Source organism: Geodermatophilus sp. URMC 65, assembly GCF_053502545.1.
In genome coordinates this window covers 1,051,696-1,068,379 of record NZ_CP199954.1, presented here as the reverse complement: position 1 = coordinate 1,068,379, position 16,684 = coordinate 1,051,696, and the positions used below count along the sequence as shown (strand labels likewise).

Genomic DNA, 16,684 nt, shown 5'->3' with positions numbered 1-16,684 from the left:
CATGGGTGAGCTCGCGAGCTCGCTCACCACCGGGCATCCTGCCGGGCCACGACACGAGGGGGAGCACACTGGGGGCAGATGAACACCGTCCTGCCGCTGCTCGAGGTCCCGCCGCGGACCCTGCAGCTCCCCGACCGCGCCCGCGAGGGGGTGACCCGCACGCCCTTCGGGCTGTACGTGCACGTGCCCTTCTGCGCCACCCGCTGCGGCTACTGCGACTTCAACACCTACACCTCCGACGAGCTGGGCCCCGGCGCCAACCGCAGCGAGTACGCCGGCACCGCGATCGCCGAGCTCCGCCAGGCCGCCGAGACCCTGGGCCCGGACCTGCCGACGGTCGCCACCGTCTTCGTCGGCGGCGGCACGCCCACGCTGCTGGCCGCCGACGACCTGGCCGCCGTGCTCGCCGCTGTCCGCGAGCTGTTCCCGGTCGCCCCCGACGTCGAGGTCACCACCGAGGCCAACCCCGAGACCGTGACCCCCGCGTCCCTCGCCACGCTGCGCGAGGCCGGCTTCACCCGGGTCAGCCTGGGCATGCAGTCCGCGGCCGAACACGTGCTCGCCGTCCTCGACCGGCGGCACACCCCCGGTCGCGCCGTCGAGGCGGCGCACGAGGCCCGCGCGGCCGGCTTCGAGCACGTCAACCTCGACCTGATCTACGGGACGCCGGGGGAGACCGACGCCGACTGGGCCGCCTCGCTCGACGCCGTCCTCGCAGCCCCGGTGGACCACGTCAGCGCCTATGCCCTCATCGTCGAGGAGGGCACCCGTCTGGCCCGCCGGATCGACCGCGGCGAGCTGCCCGTGCCCGACGACGACGTCCTCGCCGACCGCTACGAGCAGGCCGACGCCACCCTGCGCGCCGCCGGTTTCGACTGGTACGAGGTCTCCAACTGGGCCCGGGGTGCGGCTGCCCGCTGCCGGCACAACGAGCTGTACTGGGCCAACGCCAACTGGTGGGGCGTCGGGCCCGGCGCGCACAGCCACGTCGCCGGGCTGCGCTGGTGGAACGTCAAGCACCCGGCCGCGTACGCCGGCCGGCTGCTGCGCGGGGAGAGCCCGGTGCAGGACACCGAGCTGCTCGACGACGACGACCGCGCGCTGGAGACCGTCATGCTCGGCCTGCGGCTGCGCGAGGGGCTGCCGCTGACCGCGCTGTCGGAGGTCGGCCGGGTCCGCGCCGCCGACGCGGTCGTCCGCGGGCTGCTCGAGCCGGCCGCGCACGCCGCCGGCCGTGCCGTCCTCACCGACCGCGGCCGCCTGCTCGCCGACGCCCTCGTCCGGGACCTCACCGACTAGGGGGGTCGGCCTCCGTCCAGGGTCCCGCCGCGACCTCGGCCAGACGCGGCAGGACCACGTCGCGCCAGCCGGGGCCCATGCGGTCGAGCGCGGAACGGTCCCGCTTCTGCTCGAGGTCGAAGCCGGTGTGCTGCAGCAGGAGCCGGGTGCCCCTGCCCTCGGGGACGAGCCGCCACGTGAGCAGCCACGTGTCGTTGAACGTGTGGACGAGCCGCTCCTGCTCGACCACCTCGAGCACCTCGAGCACCTCGCACGGCACCGCGCCCCAGCCGGGCATGTCGAGGTGGAACCGGTGACCCACGCGCGGGGCGATGTCCCCGGGCGCCCACCACCGGGCGAGCAGCTCCGGCTCGGTGATGGTCCGCCACACCCGGGCGGGATCGGCGTCGACGAACTGGTCGACCTCGATGCTGCCCGTGCGGGCACCTGCGTCGGTTCCGGTCACGTGTCCTCCTCGGCGATGTCAGCGAGCGAGCGCAGACGCGCACGCCAGAAGTGCTCGAACGGGTGCAGCCAGTCCTCGACCTCGGCCAGCGGCTCGGCGTTGAGGTGGTAGCGCCGCTGACGCCCCACCGGCTCGTCGCGGACCAGGGCCGCCCGCCGCAACACCTGGAGGTGTTCGGCGACCGCGGGGCGGCTCAGGTCGAACTGCTCGGCGAGGTCGCCGGCCGTCCGCGGTCCCCCGGCGAGGATCTGCAGGAGCCGCCGACGCACCGGATGGGCCAGCGCGAGGAACACTCCGTCTCCGGGCACACGGCAAGGATGCGTCGGGAATCCCCGACATGTCAACTCGACCCGACACGGCAGCTCGGTCGGCACCGTCGCGCCGCGACCGGACGACTGACAGATGTCAGCTCCGACCGGCGACGTCCCGCACTACTGCCGACGCGGCGCTGACCAGCAGGCTCGTCGCGTGCCTCCCGACGCCCTCGCCCTCACCGACCTGACCGTCCGCCACGGTGACGTGCTCGCCGTCGACGGCCTCGACCTGCACATCGGCCGCGGCGAGACCGTGGCGCTGCTCGGCCCCAACGGCGCGGGCAAGTCCACCACCGTCAGCGCCGTCCTCGGGTTGCTGCACCCCGACGCGGGCACCGTCCGGGTGCTCGGCCGCGCCCCGTCCGACGCCGTCCGCGCGGGCTGCGTCGGTGCGATGCTGCAGCACGGCGGCCTGCCCGGCGAGGCGCGCGTCGGCGAGGTGCTGCACCTGGTCCGCCGCAGCTACGCCGACCCGTGGCCGCTCGACGACCTGGTCGCCACCACCGGGATCGGCGGGCTGCTCGGCCGCGACGTCGACGCGCTCTCCGGCGGCCAGCGGCAGCGGGTGCTGCTGGCGCTCGCGCTGGCCGGTCAGCCGCCGCTGCTGCTGCTCGACGAGCCGACCTCGGCGATGGACGTCGAGGGCCGCCGCGCCTTCTGGACGACGATGCGCGACCTCGCCGCCCGCGGCGCCACCGTCGTCTTCGCCACCCACCACCTCGAGGAGGCCGACGCGGTCGCCGACCGGGTCGTGGTCATGGCCGGGGGCCGGGTGGTCGCCGACGGGCCCTCCGCGGCGGTCAGGTCGGCGGTCGCCGGGCGCGCCGTCCGATTCTCGGCCCCCGACGGCGCGACCTTCGACCGCGTGCCAGGCGTCACCGGCGCCACCCGGCTGGGCGGCACGGTCGCCCTGGCCACCACCGACGTCGAGGCCACCCTGCGCGCGTTGCTCACCGACGGCGTCGCGCTGACCGACCTCGAGGTACGCGGCGCCAGCCTCGAGGACGCCGTCCTGTCCCTCACCACCCCCGGAGTCGCGCGATGAGCCCGCTGTTCGTCTTCCAGCTGCGCCGGGTGGCGCGCAACCGGCAGTTCCTCTTCTTCACCGTGCTGCTGCCGGCGCTGTTCACGGTGTTCTTCACCCAGGTCTTCGCGGGGACGCCGGGTGGCGTCAGCCCCGAGCAGGCCGCCGCCACGATGGTCGCGATGATGTCCTACGGCGCGATCGGCGCGGCCCTGGGCGCCACCGTCCGGCTCTCCTTCGACCGGGCGTCGGGCTGGCTGCGGCAGCTGCGCGTCACGCCGGTGCCGCAGACCTCGGTGGTGGCCGTCGACGTCGCCGTCGGCATGCTGCTGACCCTGCCGCCGCTGGTCGTCGTCGCGCTGACCGGCCGGCTCGTCAACGGCGTGCGGCTGGCACCCGGCGAGTGGGCCGGCCTGGTCGGCGTCCTGTGGCTGGGCTCGGCGGTCTTCGTCGCGCTCGGCCTGCTGCTCGGCTGGGCGCTTGAGGAGAAGGCCGCCGGCGGGGCGATCGGCATCGTCGGGACCGTGCTGGCCGCGCTCGGCGGGCTGTGGGTGCCGGTCGAGCTGTTCCCCTCCGGCCTGCGCGCGGTGGCGCACGGCCTGCCGTCGTACTGGTACGCCGAGACCGGCCGCGCCGCCGCCGGAGGAGCGCTGCCGCCCGCGCCGGCCGTCGCCGCGCTGGTCGGGTTCGCCGCCCTGTTCGGTGCGCTCGCGGTGCTCGTGGCGCGGCGCCGTCCGCTGGCCGCCGTCGCCGGCTGATGCGGCTACGGTCGGCCTCCGTGGACCCCCGCCCCCGCTGGCAGCGCGTCGGCTGGGCGCTGCCCTGGCTGCTGTTCCAGTTCTTCCCGGCCGCCGACCTGGTGACCACCGAGCGACCGCTCGCCGTCCGGCTGGTCGCCGGCGCCGGCCTGGTCGTCTTCACCGTCGTCTACCTCGACGTCTTCCGGCGGGCCTTCGGCGGCTGCTGGACCGGGTCCGTCCTCCACCGGCTGGCGGTGGTCGCTGCGCTCGGCGTCGCGCTCGCCGTCTGGATGGGGCCGTCGTGGGCCGGGCTGCTGATCTACGTGTCGGCGGCTGCGGCGGCGGCCCTGCCGACCCGCTGGGTGTGGCCGGCCGTGCTCGCGGCGGCCGCCGTCGGCGCGGCGGTGGTAAGCCTCGACGGCGAGCCCGGGCTGCTCATCCTCCCGGTGATGTGCCTGCTCACCGCCTTCGCGCTGCGGGGCACCCGGCACCTGGTCTCGGTAAACGCCGAGCTGGCCGAGGCGCGGGAGGAGCTGGCGCGCAACGCCGTCGCCGAGGAGCGGCTGCGCTTCGCCCGCGACCTGCACGACCTGCTCGGCCACAGCCTGTCGCTCATCGCCCTCAAGAGCGAGCTGGCCGGCCGCCTCGCCGAGGCCGACCCCGCGCGGGCGCGGGCGGAGATGGCCGACGTCGAGGCCGCGGCCCGCCGGGCGCTGGCCGAGGTCCGCGACGCGGTCAGCGGCTACCGGCAGGTCAGCTGCGGCCAGGCGCTGGCCGAGGCCCGCGCGGCGCTGTCGGGCGCCGGCGTCGCCGTCCGGCTGCCCGCCCGGGTGCCGACGCTGCCGGGCCCGGTCGACGCGGCGCTGGGCTGGGTGGTCCGCGAGGCGACGACGAACGTGCTGCGGCACAGCGGCGCCCGCACGGTGACCGTCACGCTCACCGAGGACGGCGCCGAGGCGGTGCTGACCGTCGCCGACGACGGTCGCGGTCCGGCCGACGACACCGAGCCCGGCTCCGGCCTCGCCGGCCTGGCCGAGCGGGTGGGCGCGCTGGGCGGCGCGCTCACCGGCGGCGCCGGGCGGGACGGCGGCTACGAGCTGCGCGCGGTCCTGCCGCTGGCGCCGGTGCCCGCCGGGACGGCGCGGTGATCCGGGTGCTCGTCGCCGAGGACCAGTCGATGGTCCGCGGCGCGCTGCGGGCGCTGCTGGAGCTGGAGGAGGACATCACCGTCGTCGCCGAGGTCGGCCGCGGCGACGAGGTGCTCCCGGCGGCGCGCGAACACGTGCCCGACGTCGCGCTGCTCGACATCGAGATGCCGGGCCAGGACGGCATCGAGGCCGCGCGGGAGCTGGCCGCCGAGCTGCCGGGCGTGCGCGCCGTCGTCCTCACCACGTTCGGCCGGCCGGGCTTCCTGCGCCGCGCCATGGAGGTCGGCGCGGCCGGGTTCCTGGTGAAGGACGCGCCGGTCGCCGAGCTCGCCACGGCCATCCGCGCCGTCGTCGCCGGGGAGCGGGTGATCGACCGGGAGCTCGCCGCCGCGGCGCTGGCCATCGGCGCCACCCCGCTGTCGGCCCGCGAGGCCGACGTGCTCCGGGAGGCCGCCGACGGCGCGACCGTCGCCGACATCGCCCGCCGGCTGTTCCTCTCCGAGGGGACGGTGCGCAACTACCTGTCCTCGGCGATCGGCAAGACCGGCGCGCGCACCCGGGTCGAGGCCGCCCGGGTGGCCGCCGACAAGGGCTGGCTCTGACGGCCCCGTCCCGAGGCTCGCCGCGAGCCTGCGAGCGGTGAGGAGGACGGGGTCCTTCCCGAGGAGGACGGGGTCCTTCTACTGCTGGGGGTGGGGCAGCGGTCGCTGGGCGGGGATCGCCGCGGTCGTGGGGCCCGTCTGCTCGGCCGGGATCAGGGTGTCGAGGTCTAGCACCCGCACGTGGATGACGTTGCGCTGCTGCAGCGCGGCCCGCAGCGCGCGGTGCAGGCCGTCCTCGAGGTAGAGCTCGCCCTGCCACTGGACGGCGTGCGGGAACAGGTCGCCGTAGAAGGTGGAGTCGTCGGCGAGCAGGGTGTCCAGGGCCAGCTCGCGCTTGGTGGTCGTGAGCGTGTCCAGCCGGATCTGCCGCGGCGGGATCATCGCCCAGTCCCGTGTCGACAGCCCGTGGTCGGGATAGGGCCGGCCGTTGCGGACCGCCTTGAAGATCAGGGGACCGACCTCCGCTCTGCGCTGCCACGGGCACTGGACCGCCGTCCACCCTATCGGCCGCCGTCTGCGGACGGTGCCGGCCGCCCTCGTCGGCTCCGGGACGCCGACCGCCCTCCCGACGTATGCTGATCTGGCACTCTGATCGTGCGAGTGCCAGCGCCCGCGACCCGCCGTCCGGGTGCCGGGGGCTCCGGGAGGAGCGCCGCCCGACGCGTCGACCGGTACGGGGAGGTGTCACCGTGGCGCACGACGAACGCCGCCTGCAGGTCCTGCGGGCCATCGTCCAGGACTACGTCTCGACCAACGACCCGGTGGGCAGCAAGGCCCTCGCCGAGCGGCACGACCTGGGCGTCTCGCCGGCCACCATCCGCAACGACATGGCCGTGCTCGAGGAGCAGGGCTACATCACCCAGCCGCACACCAGCGCCGGCCGGGTGCCCACCGACAAGGGCTACCGGCTCTTCGTCGACCGGCTCTCGGCGCTCAAGCCGCTGTCGGTCGCGGAGAAGCGGGCGATCGAGCGCTTCCTCGACGGCGCGGTCGACCTGCACGACATCCTCAGCCGCACCGTGCGGCTGCTGGCCCAGCTGACCCACCAGGTCGCCGTCGTGCAGTACCCGACGCTCTCGCGCAGCGCCGTCCGCCACCTCGAGGTGGTGCAGGTGGCCACCGCCCGGCTGCTGCTGGTGCTGATCACCGACACCGGCCGGGTGGAGCAGCGGCTGGTCGACTGCCCGGTGGACTTCGACCACGACGACGTCGCCGAGCTGCGCACGCTGCTCAACCAGATCTTCGCCGGGGCCAAGCTCGCCGACGCGGCCGCCCTGGTGCCCGACCTGCTGGACTCCGCGCAGCCGCACCTGCGCCGGCTGGTCGCCGCCATCGGCGCCGTCCTGGTCGAGACGTTGGTCGAGCCGGGGGACGACCGCCTGGTGGTCGGTGGGACGGCGAACCTCGCGCGGGTCGCGGTCGACTTCCCCGGCAGCCTGCGTCCGCTGCTGGAGGCCTTGGAAGAACAGGTCGTCGTCCTGCGGTTGATCAGCGAGGTGGACACCGGGGGCGCCGTGCTCGTGCGGATCGGCGAGGAGAACGCCCACGAGGCGCTCTCCGGTGCATCGGTCGTGTCCGTGGGGTACGGCTCCGGTGACCGCGCCCTCGGCGGGCTGGGCATCGTCGGCCCCACCCGCATGGACTACCCGACCAACATGGCCGCGGTGCGTGCCGTGGCCCGCTACGTCGGCCAGATCCTGGCCGAGAGCTGAGGTAAGAGACTTCTCGATGGCAACCGACTACTACGGCGTGCTGGGCCTGGCCCGCGGAGCCTCCGACGCCGACATCAAGAAGGCCTACCGGCGGCTGGCCCGGGACCTGCACCCGGACGTCAACCCCGACCCGGCGGCCAAGGAGCGCTTCCAGGAGGTCAGCCGCGCCTACCAGGCCCTGACCGACCCGGAGAAGCGTCGCATCGTCGACCTCGGCGGCGACCCGTTCGACAACGGCGCGGGCGCCGGGGCCGGCGGGTTCGGCGGGGCCGGCTTCGGGGGGCTCGGCGACATCATGGACGCCTTCTTCGGCGGCGGGGCCACCACGCGCGGCCCGCGCAGCCGGGTCCGCGCCGGCGGTGACGCGCTCATCCGTCTCGACCTCGACCTCGACGAGACGGTGTTCGGCACCACCAAGGACATCACCGTCGACACCGCCGTCCTCTGCGACGCGTGCACCGGCGCCGGCACCGCGCCCGGCACCCACCCGACCACCTGCACCACCTGCTCGGGCCGCGGCGAGGTGCAGAGCGTGCAGCGCTCCTTCCTCGGCCAGGTCGTGGCCACCCGCCCCTGCCCGACCTGCGCCGGCACCGGGCAGGTCATCCCCGAGCCCTGTCCCAAGTGCGGTGGCGACGGGCGGGTGCGGGCCCGGCGGACCATCCCGGTCAAGGTCCCGGCCGGCGTCGAGGACGGCATGCGCATCCGACTCACCGGCCACGGCGAGGTCGGCCCCGGCGGCGGGCCCGCCGGCGACCTGTACGTGGAGATCGCCGAGCGGCCGCACGACGTCTTCACCCGGGACGGCGAGGACCTGCACTGCCGGGTCACCCTGCCGATGACCGCCGCCGCGCTGGGCACCACCCTCACCCTCGAGACGCTCGACGGCCAGGAGGAGGTCGACATCCGGCCGGGCACCCAGTCGGGCAGCGTGCTGACCCTGCGCGCCAAGGGCGCGCCGCGGCTGCGTGCCACCGGCCGCGGCAACCTGATGGTGCACGTGGAGGTCGAGACGCCGACCCGCCTGGACGCCGAGCAGGAGAAGCTGCTGCGCGAGCTGGCCTCGCTGCGCGGCGAGGACCGCCCGGCCGCCGCCGGTGCCGAAGGCCACGGCGGGCTCTTCTCCCGGCTGTTCAAGTGATCCCGTGAGCGAGCTCGCGAGCTCACGCGGGGGCGGAGCAGCGCCGCGAACGCGGCCGACGAGCGCCGGCGAGGAGGAGGGCGCGTGAGCACCGTCCCCACCGACGACCGGCTGCCCGAGCTCGACGGGGCGCCCCTGTTCCTGCTCGACGAGCTGCCCGACACCGCGGACCTGCTGGTCGATGGCGCCGAGGGCCGGCACGCCGTCGACGTGCTGCGGCTGACGCCGGGCGAGCGGGTGCGGGTCGGCGACGGGCGCGGCACCGTCGCCGAGGGGGAGGTGGTCGCGGCCGGGCCGCAGGGGCTGCGGGTGCAGGTCTCGGCCCGCCACGAGGTGCCGCCGCCGGCCCTGGAGCTGGTGCTCGTGCAGGCGCTGCCGAAGGGCGAGCGTGGCCCGCTGGCCGTCGAGCTGGCCACCGAGCTCGGCGTCGACCGGATCGTGCCGTGGGCGGCCTCCCGCTGCGTGACGCGCTGGCGGGAGGACCGGGCGGCCAAGGGCGTCGCCAAGTGGCGCGCGGCGGCCCGGGCGGCCAGCAAGCAGTCCCGCCGTCCGCGCGTGCCCGAGGTGACCGACGTGCTGACCACCCGCCAGGTGTGCGGGGCGCTGGCCGACGTCGACCTGGCGCTGGTGCTGCACGAGCAGGCCCGCCACCCGATGGCGCGCGTCGACCTGCCGGCGTCGGGCTCGATCGCGGTCGTCGTCGGTCCCGAGGGCGGGCTCACCGACGGCGAGGTGATCGCGCTCAACGCCGCCGGTGCGCGCCCGGTGCGGCTGGGCCGGGAGGTGCTGCGGACCTCGACCGCCGGCGCCGCTGCCCTCGCCGCCCTCTCGATCCGCACCCGCTGGCGCTAGAGCCTGGTGTGCCGCGACGCGGGGCCCGCAGGGCTCCCGGCGCGGTGCACGGAAGGGCTCAACGGCTCCGGGGCACGGCGCCTGGCCGCGGTGCGGTCCGGAGGACCGCAGTGTCAGGGTTCACCGGCCACCGGTCAGGGCCCGGTACGAGGAGTTCCACAGCCACTCCACCGGGCCGCGGTCGAAGCGGCGCAGCCACAGGTGGGCGAAGGCGACGACGACGGTGACCACCACCAGGTACACGCCGACCGTCGCCGGCACCCGGACGCCGGGATCCAGCCGTGACGCCAGGCCGAGACCCCAGCCGTAGCAGAGCGCCGAGGTGACGAGGTTCTGCAGCACGTAGCTGCTCAGCGCCATCCGCCCCACCTCGGCCAGGCGCCGTCCGGGCGCGCCGAGTCGCTCGCGGCGGCCGACCACCTCCACCACGAGGGCCAGCAGGCCGAGGGCGACCAGCGGCGCCGTCCCGTAGCGGGCCACGAGCAGCCCCGCCGCGCCGCCGGACACCCCGAGCGCCAGGTCCACCGGCAGCGCCACGGCGCCGACGACGAGCAGCCGGCGGCGCAGGGCGGCACCGTCCGGGCCCAGCACGCCGGCCCGCAGCAGCCGGGCGCCCAGGAGGAACACCGCGACCGAGAGGGCCTGGATGAAGACGGGCTCGAGGCGGAACAGCGCGGCGTCGTCGACGCGGAGCAGCACCAGGTCCCACCAGGACCCGTCGGCGTAGGGGTTGGGCTCGATCACGCCGGGGACGGGCGGCGTCGGGGCGGCCGTCAGCACGGCCGTGACCAGGCCGAGCAGCAGGACGTGCACGCCGGCCGCCGCGAGCATCCAGGTGCGCTGGGCGCGCTCGCTCGTGGCGAGGAGGTACGCCACCACGGCGCCGGTGACCGCGTAACCCATGAGGACGTCGAACTCGACGACGAGCAGGTAGTGCAGGACGCCGTCCAGGAACAGCAGCGCGGCGCGGACGGGGTAGCGGCCGGGCCACCGCCGCCCCGCGCGCAGGGCCGACCGGCGCTGGATCTCCAGCCCGATGCCGAACATCAGGGTGAGCAGTCCGAGGAACTTGCCCTGGGCGAGCTGCTGCAGCACGGCCTCGACCCACGCCCACCCGGCCGGGGTGGTGGCCGCGGTGTCGTCGACGAGGTACCCGAGGAAGCCCGCGGGGTCGGTGAAGATCCACACGTTGGTGGCGAGCGTGCCCAGGATCGCCACCCCGCGCAGCACGTCCAGCGACGCGATGCGCGGGGACTCCAGCGGGAGGTCCCGGGGGATCGTGGGCTGCGGCGCATGGGGAGCCATGGTCGGGCAGCGTAACCATACGATCGTATGGTCGTCCAGGATGGACGCATGCCGGACGTGGATGGGCCCTCCGACCGCCTCCTCGACTGCGTGCTCGACCTGCTGGTCGCCGACGGGTACGAGGGCATCAGCATCCGACGGGTCGCGACGGCGGCCGGGGTGTCGATCGGGGCGGTGCAGCACCACTTCCCGACCAAGGACGCGTTGCTGGCCGCGGCGATGGACCGGGTCTCCCAGCAGTTCGAGGAGCGGCTGGAACGGCGCCTCGCGCCGGGAGCCGGGCCCGCCGAGGTGCTGCGCGCGGTCGCCGACGAGCTCCTGAGCGCCGGGGAGGAGCGCCGTCCGGCCAGCGTCATCTGGCTCGTGCGCATGGCCCGCGCTGCCGTCCACGAGCCGACCGCCGAGGTGCACCGCCGGGGGTGGCAGCAGGTCGAGGACCTGCTCGCGGGCCTGATCGCCGCCGTCCGTCCCGACCTGACCGATCAGGCCGCCCGGGACGAGGCGACCCTGCTGCTGGCCCTGCTCGACGGGCTGGCCGGGGCGGTCGCCGTCGAGCCCGGCCGGCTGCCGGGGGAGCGGGCGGAGGCGCTGCTGGCCCGGTACCTGGACGCCCTGGTGGACGCTGGCTAGCGCAGGGCGGTGCGGGCGCGGTCGCTGACCACGTCGACCGCCCAGGTCAGGACGACGACCGCGGCGAGCACCGTGGTCGCCGCGGCCCAGTCGAAGGTCGCCAGCTCCGAGGCCAGCAGCGCACCGAGGCCGCCGGCGCCGAGCAGCCCGACCAGCACGGTGTCGCGGATGGCCACCTCCCACCGGTACAGCGCGTAGGCCAGCACCGGCCCGGCCGCCCGCGGCAGCACCCCGTACAGCCACACCCCGGCCGGCCGGCCGCCCAGCGCGGTGAGCGCCGCCCGCGGCCGCGGGTCGAGCTCCTCGGTGGCCTCCGCCGCCAGCCGGCCCAGCACCCCCAGCGTGTAGACGCCCAGCGCCAGCGCGCCGGGCAGCACCCCGGGCAGCAGCACGAAGAGCAGCACCAGCGCCCACACCGGCGGCGGCACCGCGCGCAGCAGGAGCAGGCCGCCGCGCACCAGCGCCCCCGCGACCCGCCGTCCGGGGGACGACCTCCCCGCCGGCCGCGCCGCCGGACCGGCCAGCAGCACCGCACCCAGCAGCGCGACCGCGATCGCGACCACCGACATCTGCACCGTGTCCACCGCCAGCACACCGATGGTGCGCAGCAGGTCGCCGTCGGTCGCGGGAGGCCAGGCCGCGCCCACCACGTGGTGCAGCTGCGTGACCGTGCGCCCCGACAGCAGCGACGCCGGCGACAGCGCCAGGTACCAGAACGACCACCCGACCAGGACGAGCGTGCCGACGACCGCCGCGGTGAGCACCGGGTCCCGGCGGGCGGACGACGGCGGCGCGGCCAGTCGCCGGCGCACCGCCCGCCCGGCGACGTCGGCGACCAGGCAGAGCAGCGACAGGGCGTAGACCGCGCTCCACACCTGGTCCCAGCGCAGCGACGCGAACGACAGCGCCAGCTGGTAGCCCAGCCCGCCGGCGCCGACCATCCCGAGGACGACGGCCGAGCGGACGGCGCACTCCAGCCGGTAGAGGGCGTAGGAGAGCAGCCCGCCCGCGGCCGGCGGCAGCAGTCCGTAGAGCGCGGCCGCCGTCCGCCCGGCTCCCGCAGCTCGCAGCGCCCGGTACGCCGCGCGTGGCGCCTCGTCGGCCAGGTCGGCGAAGACCTTGGCGGTTGCCGCGCCGTGGGGGATCCCGATGGCCAGCACGCCCACCCACGGGTCCAGGCCGAGCACGTTGACCAGCAGCAGGCCCCACACCGCCTCGTGCAGACCCCGCGGGACGGCGAGCACGCCGCGGGCGGCCAGCCAGCCGGCGCGGCGCCGTCCCCACGTGGTGCGCGAGACCAGCGGTCCCCCGACGGCGCCGAGCACCAGCGCCAGCGCGGTGCCGGCCGCGGCGTAGGCGACGGTGACCAGCGCCGACCGGGCGAGCAGGCCGAGGAACGCCGCGTCGACCGCCGGGTCCAGCGCCGCGGCGGCGAACCGGCCGAACTGCGCCGTCCCGCCGGGGTTGAGCACGTCACCGCCGAACAGCCCGGCGCCGGCCAGCGACCAGACCAGCACCGACGCGGCACCCAGGCCCCAGGCCCAGCGGTGCCGGTCCCGCCGCAACCGCGGGGGAGCCGACAGGGGCCGTTCGAGCACCGCGGTCACGAGGCCACCCCGTAGAACTCCGCGAGGTCGGCGTCCGACAGCGCGGCGACCGGCCGGTCGAGCACGACCCGGCCCTCGGCCAGGCCGACCACACGGTCGCAGTGCCGGCGCACAAGCCCGGGGTCGTGCAGCGCTGCGACCAGCGCGCCGCCACGGGCCGGTGCCAGCTCGCCGAGCAGTGTCAGCGCCCGGTCGGCGAGCACCGGGTCCAGGGCGGACGCCGGCTCGTCGGCCAGCACGAGGTCCGGCCGCTGCACCAGCAGGCGCGCGATGGCCACCCGCTGCCGCTGGCCACCGGAGAGCCGCTCGGTGCGCTCGAACGCGCGGTCGGCCAGGCCCACCCGGTCCAGCGCGGCCAGCACCTCGGGCAGGCCCTGCGGGCGCACCAGCGACCAGGCCGCCCGGGCCGCCGGCCAGTCCGCCAGCCGGCCGGCGTTGACGTTGTGCACCACGCGCAGCTGCCCGACCAGCTCCAGCGACTGGTGCACCGTCCCCACCCGCGCCCACAGCCGGCGCCGGTGCCGCCCGGACAGCGCGGCGGGGTCGGCGCCGAGGACCCGCACGGCGCCGGCGGTGGGGGGCACCGAGCCGTTGGCCAGCGCGAGCAGCGTGGACTTGCCGGCCCCGGAGGCGCCGACGAGGGCGACCCGCTCGCCGGGACCGACCTCGAGGTCGACCCCGGCCAGCGCCGTCGTCCCGCCGTACCGGACCGTGACGTCGTCCAGCCGCAGGACGGCGGTCAGCTGACCAGCCCCAGGTCGCGGCCGATCTCCTCGATCCGGTCGTAGGCCGACGCCCGCGCCGGCACGAAGGCCCCCGCGCCGAAGAGCTCCAGCACCGGGTCGTCGGGCGGCAGGCCGGTGAAGAAGGCCCGCAGCCGGTCGGCGAGGTCGGGGACACCGGTCCGCCCGGCGGCCTGCGGGCCGAGCAGCCAGTGGTAGTCGGGGTACGGCGGGCTCTCGGCGTAGCGCACGACCGCCGGGTCGACCGCACCCTGCTCGCTGCGAGAGCGCCAGACCTGGGAGTTGAGCACCCCGGCCTGGTAGCTGCCGGAGGCGACCAGCGCCAGCGTCGCGTCGTGCGAGCCGGAGAAGCTGGGCCCGCCGGGGAAGCCCTGCGGGTCGATGCCGGCCTCGCGGAGGAACCACGCGGGCATCAGCCGGCCCGACGTCGAGGTCTCGCTGCCGTAGGTGAAGCGCAGCGGGGCCAGCGCGGTCAGGTCGTCGGACGGCGCGAGCCCGGTGGCGGCGTTGACCACGAACACCGAGGTGAAGGCCTGGTCGATGTCGCGCTGGGCGATCGGCTCGGTACCGGGGGTCTGCAGCCGGGCCTGGACGCCGGTGAGCCCGCCGAACCAGACCAGGTCGAGGTCGCCGGTGCGGAAGAGGGAGACGGCTGCGGCGTAGTCGGTGACCGGCGTGTACTCGACCTCGAGGTCGAGCGCGGCGGACACCGCGTCGGAGACGGTGCCGTACAGGCGCTGCAGGACCTCGGGGTCCTGGTCGGGGATGGCGCCGACGTGCAGCGGGCCCGACGGGGGTGATGCGGCGGAGCGGCCGCAACCGACCACTGCGGCGGCGAGGGCGACGCCGGCGCCGGCCAGGAGGCTGCGGCGGGGAAGCGGGGGGAGCAGGGCATCGGGGCCACCCGACCGGGCGACGCGGCGGGTGCTCACTACGTCCGCGGGTGGGGGACGGGCACGGGACACCTCCGGCGGGAGGGGGACGGGTGCCCGCCATCCTGACCGACGCCGCGCCGACCTGCCCACAGGGCGTGTGTGCCGGGCCTCCAGCCTCGGTAGCGGCGCCCAGGCGGCGCTCGCGGCGTTCCAGGGGTCGTCGGACACGACCCCGGTGTCCGACGACCCCTCAGCCCTGCGGAGCACCCACCTGCCCGGCGCTCCCTCCGGCATGGGCCCGGCACACACGCCTAGGGTCGGCCCGTGACCGACTGCCTGTTCTGCCGCATGGTCGCCGGCGAGATCCCGGCCGACGTCGTGCACGAGACGGACCGGACGCTGGCCTTCCGGGACATCAACCCGCAGGCGCCGACCCACGTGCTGGTCGTGCCCAAGGAGCACCACCCGACGGTGGCCGCGCTGGCGCACACCGATCCCGACCTGCTGGGCGCGGTCGTCCGCGCGGCGGAGGCGGTCGCCCTCCAAGAGGGCCTGGCCACCGCGGACGGCGTCGAGCCCGGCTACCGCGTCGTCACCAACACTGGCCCCGCGGCCGGGCAGACCGTGCACCACGTGCACCTGCACGTGCTGGGCGGTCGCGACCTGCGCTGGCCGCCCGGCTGAGCCCCGCTCAGCGCGGGTTGCCGTGGGCCCCACGACGGGTGGGTCGGGGACCGGGGCGTGCGAGCCCGCCCCCTGGCAGGCATGGCCGAGGCGACCCTGGGGACCGTCGCAGCCATCTGCTGCAGGTAGTCCTCGCCGAGGTGGTCCAGACCCCCCGTGCGGAAGTTCCCGGCAGGACCGCGTCGATCGTGATCCGCCGTCCCGCCAGCTCCATGGCCGCAGAGCGGATGAACCCGATGCCGCGGCCGATGCCCTTGCCTCCCCCCGTCACGACGACGGACCAACCCGAGACTGGTGTGGACACGACGACTGCGTTCTCTCAGAGCACGCTGTCTAGAGCAGCGAGTGACCACCCGAAGCGAGGTAGCGCCGGGCGAGTTCGCAGGACGCCGCCGTGTAGCCCGGGCCCTTGACCTGGCACTCGCGGGAGTGGGAGTGCGAACCCATCCACGCCACCAGGAGCAGCCGTCGGAGCATGACGAAGGTGGCGAGCATGTCCTCGTCCTCGGTGGTGACCGGTGCGATGTCGCGGTAGCCGCGCAGCCAGGCGTCCTGCCACTGCGGCAGACGGGGGTCGTCCTCGAGGAAGGAGACCGCCGTGCCGAAGTCGTACAGGTACCAGGTGAAGCCGCAGTCGTCGAAGTCGATGACCGTCACCTGGTCGTCGTGCGCGAGGAGGTTGGCCAGTCGCAGGTCGGCGTGCGCCAGCCCGTACCGATCCGGCTCCTGCCCGTAGGCCTCCAGTCGCTGCCGCACCAGGTCCCCGGCCGCGCCGAGGATGCGCTCCTCCTCGCCGCCCACCCCGATCCCGTCCTGCCAGCGGCCCCAGCGCGGGTTCTCGCCGAGCGAGGACGGCCAGTCCCAGGAGAACCTCCTGAACCCGGCGGGACGCTGCCAGGACCGAGCGTGCTGGTGCATGCGAGCGGTGATCCGGCCCAGTGTCTCGAAGCTCTCCAGCGGGACCTTGAGCTCGTCGCGCTCGATCCCGGGGGCGACCTCGAAGAGCACGGCGTGGCGCGCCACACCGTCGACCTCGGCGGTGACGACGCGCTCGCCGTTCTGGGAGGGGAGCACGACCGGCGTGGCGACGCCGGCCTCCTCCCGGAGGGCGGTGACCCAGTCCAGCTCGGACTCGATCGCCGGTCGCGTGTGGTAGTCCTCCCGGTGGACCCGCAGGACGCCGCTGCGCCCGGTGCCGGGGTCGTGGACGAGGTAGGTCGCGTTCTCGGAGAGGTTGATCATCCGGCAGCCGGCCTGGTCGGACAGCCCGTACCTGGTCAGCGCGACGGCGGCCACCCGGTCGTCCCCGCCCTCCCGGGTCGTCGTCCCCTGCTCCGCCATCAGTGCTCCCGCCCCTCGATCGACTTCAGAACGCTGGTGATCCGGTCGCGGACCGTCACGACGTCCTTGCGACTCCTGCTCGTGTAGATGCGACCGTTGCCGCCGATCATCTGCACGTCGACCAGCGTGGTGCCGGGTGCCGTCCGCTCCGCCTCGTTCGCCGCGACCGCCGCGACCAATGCCGGCGTCATCTCGGCGACCGGAGGCTCCGGTGCTCACCCG

General features: G+C 75.7%; 19 protein-coding genes. 10 read left to right on the top strand and 9 right to left on the bottom strand.

Annotation, left to right across the window (positions count from 1 at the left end; genetic code table 11):
* Positions 1-78: 78 nt before the first annotated feature.
* Positions 79-1,299 (top strand): radical SAM family heme chaperone HemW, encoded by a 1,221-nt coding sequence (gene hemW / locus ACWIX7_RS04975; RefSeq protein ID WP_448620456.1) that lies wholly within the window; start codon positions 79-81, stop codon positions 1,297-1,299.
* On the opposite strand, the gene ACWIX7_RS04970 is transcribed toward hemW, so the two are convergent.
* Together ACWIX7_RS04970 and ACWIX7_RS04965 are read right to left on the bottom strand one after the other, a co-directional pair.
* Positions 1,289-1,744, bottom strand: coding sequence for an SRPBCC family protein (locus tag ACWIX7_RS04970; RefSeq protein ID WP_448620455.1), 456 nt, complete (start codon positions 1,742-1,744; stop codon positions 1,289-1,291). The two genes, hemW and ACWIX7_RS04970, sit on opposite strands and share 11 nt — an antisense overlap.
* Positions 1,741-2,052, bottom strand: a complete 312-nt coding sequence (locus ACWIX7_RS04965) for an ArsR/SmtB family transcription factor (protein ID WP_448620454.1) — start codon at positions 2,050-2,052, stop codon at positions 1,741-1,743. Before ACWIX7_RS04965 ends, ACWIX7_RS04970 begins: the two co-directional genes overlap by 4 nt.
* 160 nt (positions 2,053-2,212) lie before the next feature.
* Here ACWIX7_RS04965 and ACWIX7_RS04960 point away from each other — a divergent pair, with 160 nt between their 5' ends.
* Genes ACWIX7_RS04960 through ACWIX7_RS04945 form a run of 4 tightly spaced genes read left to right on the top strand, consistent with a single transcriptional unit; the run spans position 2,213 to position 5,572 of the window.
* Entirely contained in the window at positions 2,213-3,103 is an 891-nt protein-coding gene (locus ACWIX7_RS04960) for an ABC transporter ATP-binding protein (RefSeq protein WP_448620453.1), read from the top strand.
* Entirely contained in the window at positions 3,100-3,840 is a 741-nt protein-coding gene (locus tag ACWIX7_RS04955) for an ABC transporter permease (RefSeq protein ID WP_448620452.1), read from the top strand. Before ACWIX7_RS04960 ends, ACWIX7_RS04955 begins: the two co-directional genes overlap by 4 nt.
* Before the next feature lie 20 nt (positions 3,841-3,860).
* On the top strand, positions 3,861-4,970 hold the full coding sequence (locus ACWIX7_RS04950) for a sensor histidine kinase (protein WP_448620451.1): 1,110 nt from the start codon (positions 3,861-3,863) through the stop codon (positions 4,968-4,970).
* Complete coding sequence (locus ACWIX7_RS04945) at positions 4,967-5,572, top strand: response regulator transcription factor (RefSeq protein ID WP_448620450.1); 606 nt, start codon at positions 4,967-4,969, stop codon at positions 5,570-5,572. The genes ACWIX7_RS04950 and ACWIX7_RS04945 overlap by 4 nt, the downstream gene beginning before the upstream one ends.
* Before the next feature lie 78 nt (positions 5,573-5,650).
* On the opposite strand, the gene ACWIX7_RS04940 is transcribed toward ACWIX7_RS04945, so the two are convergent.
* Complete coding sequence (locus tag ACWIX7_RS04940) at positions 5,651-6,019, bottom strand: type II toxin-antitoxin system VapB family antitoxin (RefSeq protein ID WP_448622133.1); 369 nt, start codon at positions 6,017-6,019, stop codon at positions 5,651-5,653.
* Between the two features lie 242 nt (positions 6,020-6,261).
* Here ACWIX7_RS04940 and hrcA point away from each other — a divergent pair, with 242 nt between their 5' ends.
* The 3 genes from hrcA (at position 6,262) to ACWIX7_RS04925 (ending at position 9,277) form a co-directional block, all read left to right on the top strand.
* Positions 6,262-7,284 carry a heat-inducible transcriptional repressor HrcA gene (hrcA, locus tag ACWIX7_RS04935; RefSeq protein ID WP_448620449.1) on the top strand — a complete coding sequence of 341 codons (1,023 nt, stop codon included), beginning with the start codon at positions 6,262-6,264 and terminating at the stop codon, positions 7,282-7,284.
* 16 nt (positions 7,285-7,300) lie between these two features.
* Complete coding sequence (dnaJ, locus tag ACWIX7_RS04930) at positions 7,301-8,425, top strand: molecular chaperone DnaJ (protein ID WP_448620448.1); 1,125 nt, start codon at positions 7,301-7,303, stop codon at positions 8,423-8,425.
* An 84-nt stretch (positions 8,426-8,509) separates the two neighbouring features.
* Positions 8,510-9,277, top strand: a complete 768-nt coding sequence (locus ACWIX7_RS04925; protein ID WP_448620447.1) for a 16S rRNA (uracil(1498)-N(3))-methyltransferase — start codon at positions 8,510-8,512, stop codon at positions 9,275-9,277.
* Between the two features lie 120 nt (positions 9,278-9,397).
* Here the strand turns inward: ACWIX7_RS04925 and ACWIX7_RS04920 are convergent, their stop codons facing one another.
* Positions 9,398-10,582, bottom strand: coding sequence for a DUF418 domain-containing protein (locus tag ACWIX7_RS04920; RefSeq protein ID WP_448620446.1), 1,185 nt, complete (start codon positions 10,580-10,582; stop codon positions 9,398-9,400).
* A 48-nt stretch (positions 10,583-10,630) separates the two neighbouring features.
* On the opposite strand from ACWIX7_RS04920, the gene ACWIX7_RS04915 reads away from it, so the two are divergent.
* Positions 10,631-11,212, top strand: a complete 582-nt coding sequence (locus ACWIX7_RS04915) for a TetR/AcrR family transcriptional regulator (RefSeq protein WP_448620445.1) — start codon at positions 10,631-10,633, stop codon at positions 11,210-11,212.
* Here ACWIX7_RS04915 and ACWIX7_RS04910 read toward each other — a convergent pair.
* From ACWIX7_RS04910 to ACWIX7_RS04900, 3 genes are read right to left on the bottom strand one after another with little or no spacing between them, the layout of a single operon-like run.
* On the bottom strand, positions 11,209-12,819 hold the full coding sequence (locus tag ACWIX7_RS04910; RefSeq protein WP_448620444.1) for a PhnE/PtxC family ABC transporter permease: 1,611 nt from the start codon (positions 12,817-12,819) through the stop codon (positions 11,209-11,211). The genes ACWIX7_RS04915 and ACWIX7_RS04910 overlap by 4 nt on opposite strands.
* On the bottom strand, positions 12,816-13,505 hold the full coding sequence (locus ACWIX7_RS04905) for a phosphonate ABC transporter ATP-binding protein (RefSeq protein ID WP_448622132.1): 690 nt from the start codon (positions 13,503-13,505) through the stop codon (positions 12,816-12,818). The genes ACWIX7_RS04910 and ACWIX7_RS04905 overlap by 4 nt, the downstream gene beginning before the upstream one ends.
* Positions 13,506-13,558: 53 nt before the next feature.
* Positions 13,559-14,494, bottom strand: a complete 936-nt coding sequence (locus tag ACWIX7_RS04900) for a putative selenate ABC transporter substrate-binding protein (protein ID WP_448620443.1) — start codon at positions 14,492-14,494, stop codon at positions 13,559-13,561.
* A gap of 267 nt (positions 14,495-14,761) precedes the next feature.
* Here ACWIX7_RS04900 and ACWIX7_RS04895 point away from each other — a divergent pair, with 267 nt between their 5' ends.
* Positions 14,762-15,121, top strand: coding sequence for a histidine triad nucleotide-binding protein (locus ACWIX7_RS04895; RefSeq protein WP_448620442.1), 360 nt, complete (start codon positions 14,762-14,764; stop codon positions 15,119-15,121).
* A gap of 333 nt (positions 15,122-15,454) precedes the next feature.
* Here ACWIX7_RS04895 and ACWIX7_RS04890 read toward each other — a convergent pair whose 3' ends face one another.
* Together ACWIX7_RS04890 and ACWIX7_RS04885 are read right to left on the bottom strand one after the other, a co-directional pair.
* Complete coding sequence (locus ACWIX7_RS04890; protein WP_448620441.1) at positions 15,455-16,462, bottom strand: phosphotransferase enzyme family protein; 1,008 nt, start codon at positions 16,460-16,462, stop codon at positions 15,455-15,457.
* Complete coding sequence (locus ACWIX7_RS04885; RefSeq protein WP_448620440.1) at positions 16,462-16,653, bottom strand: hypothetical protein; 192 nt, start codon at positions 16,651-16,653, stop codon at positions 16,462-16,464. Before ACWIX7_RS04885 ends, ACWIX7_RS04890 begins: the two co-directional genes overlap by 1 nt.
* Positions 16,654-16,684: the final 31 nt, after the last annotated feature.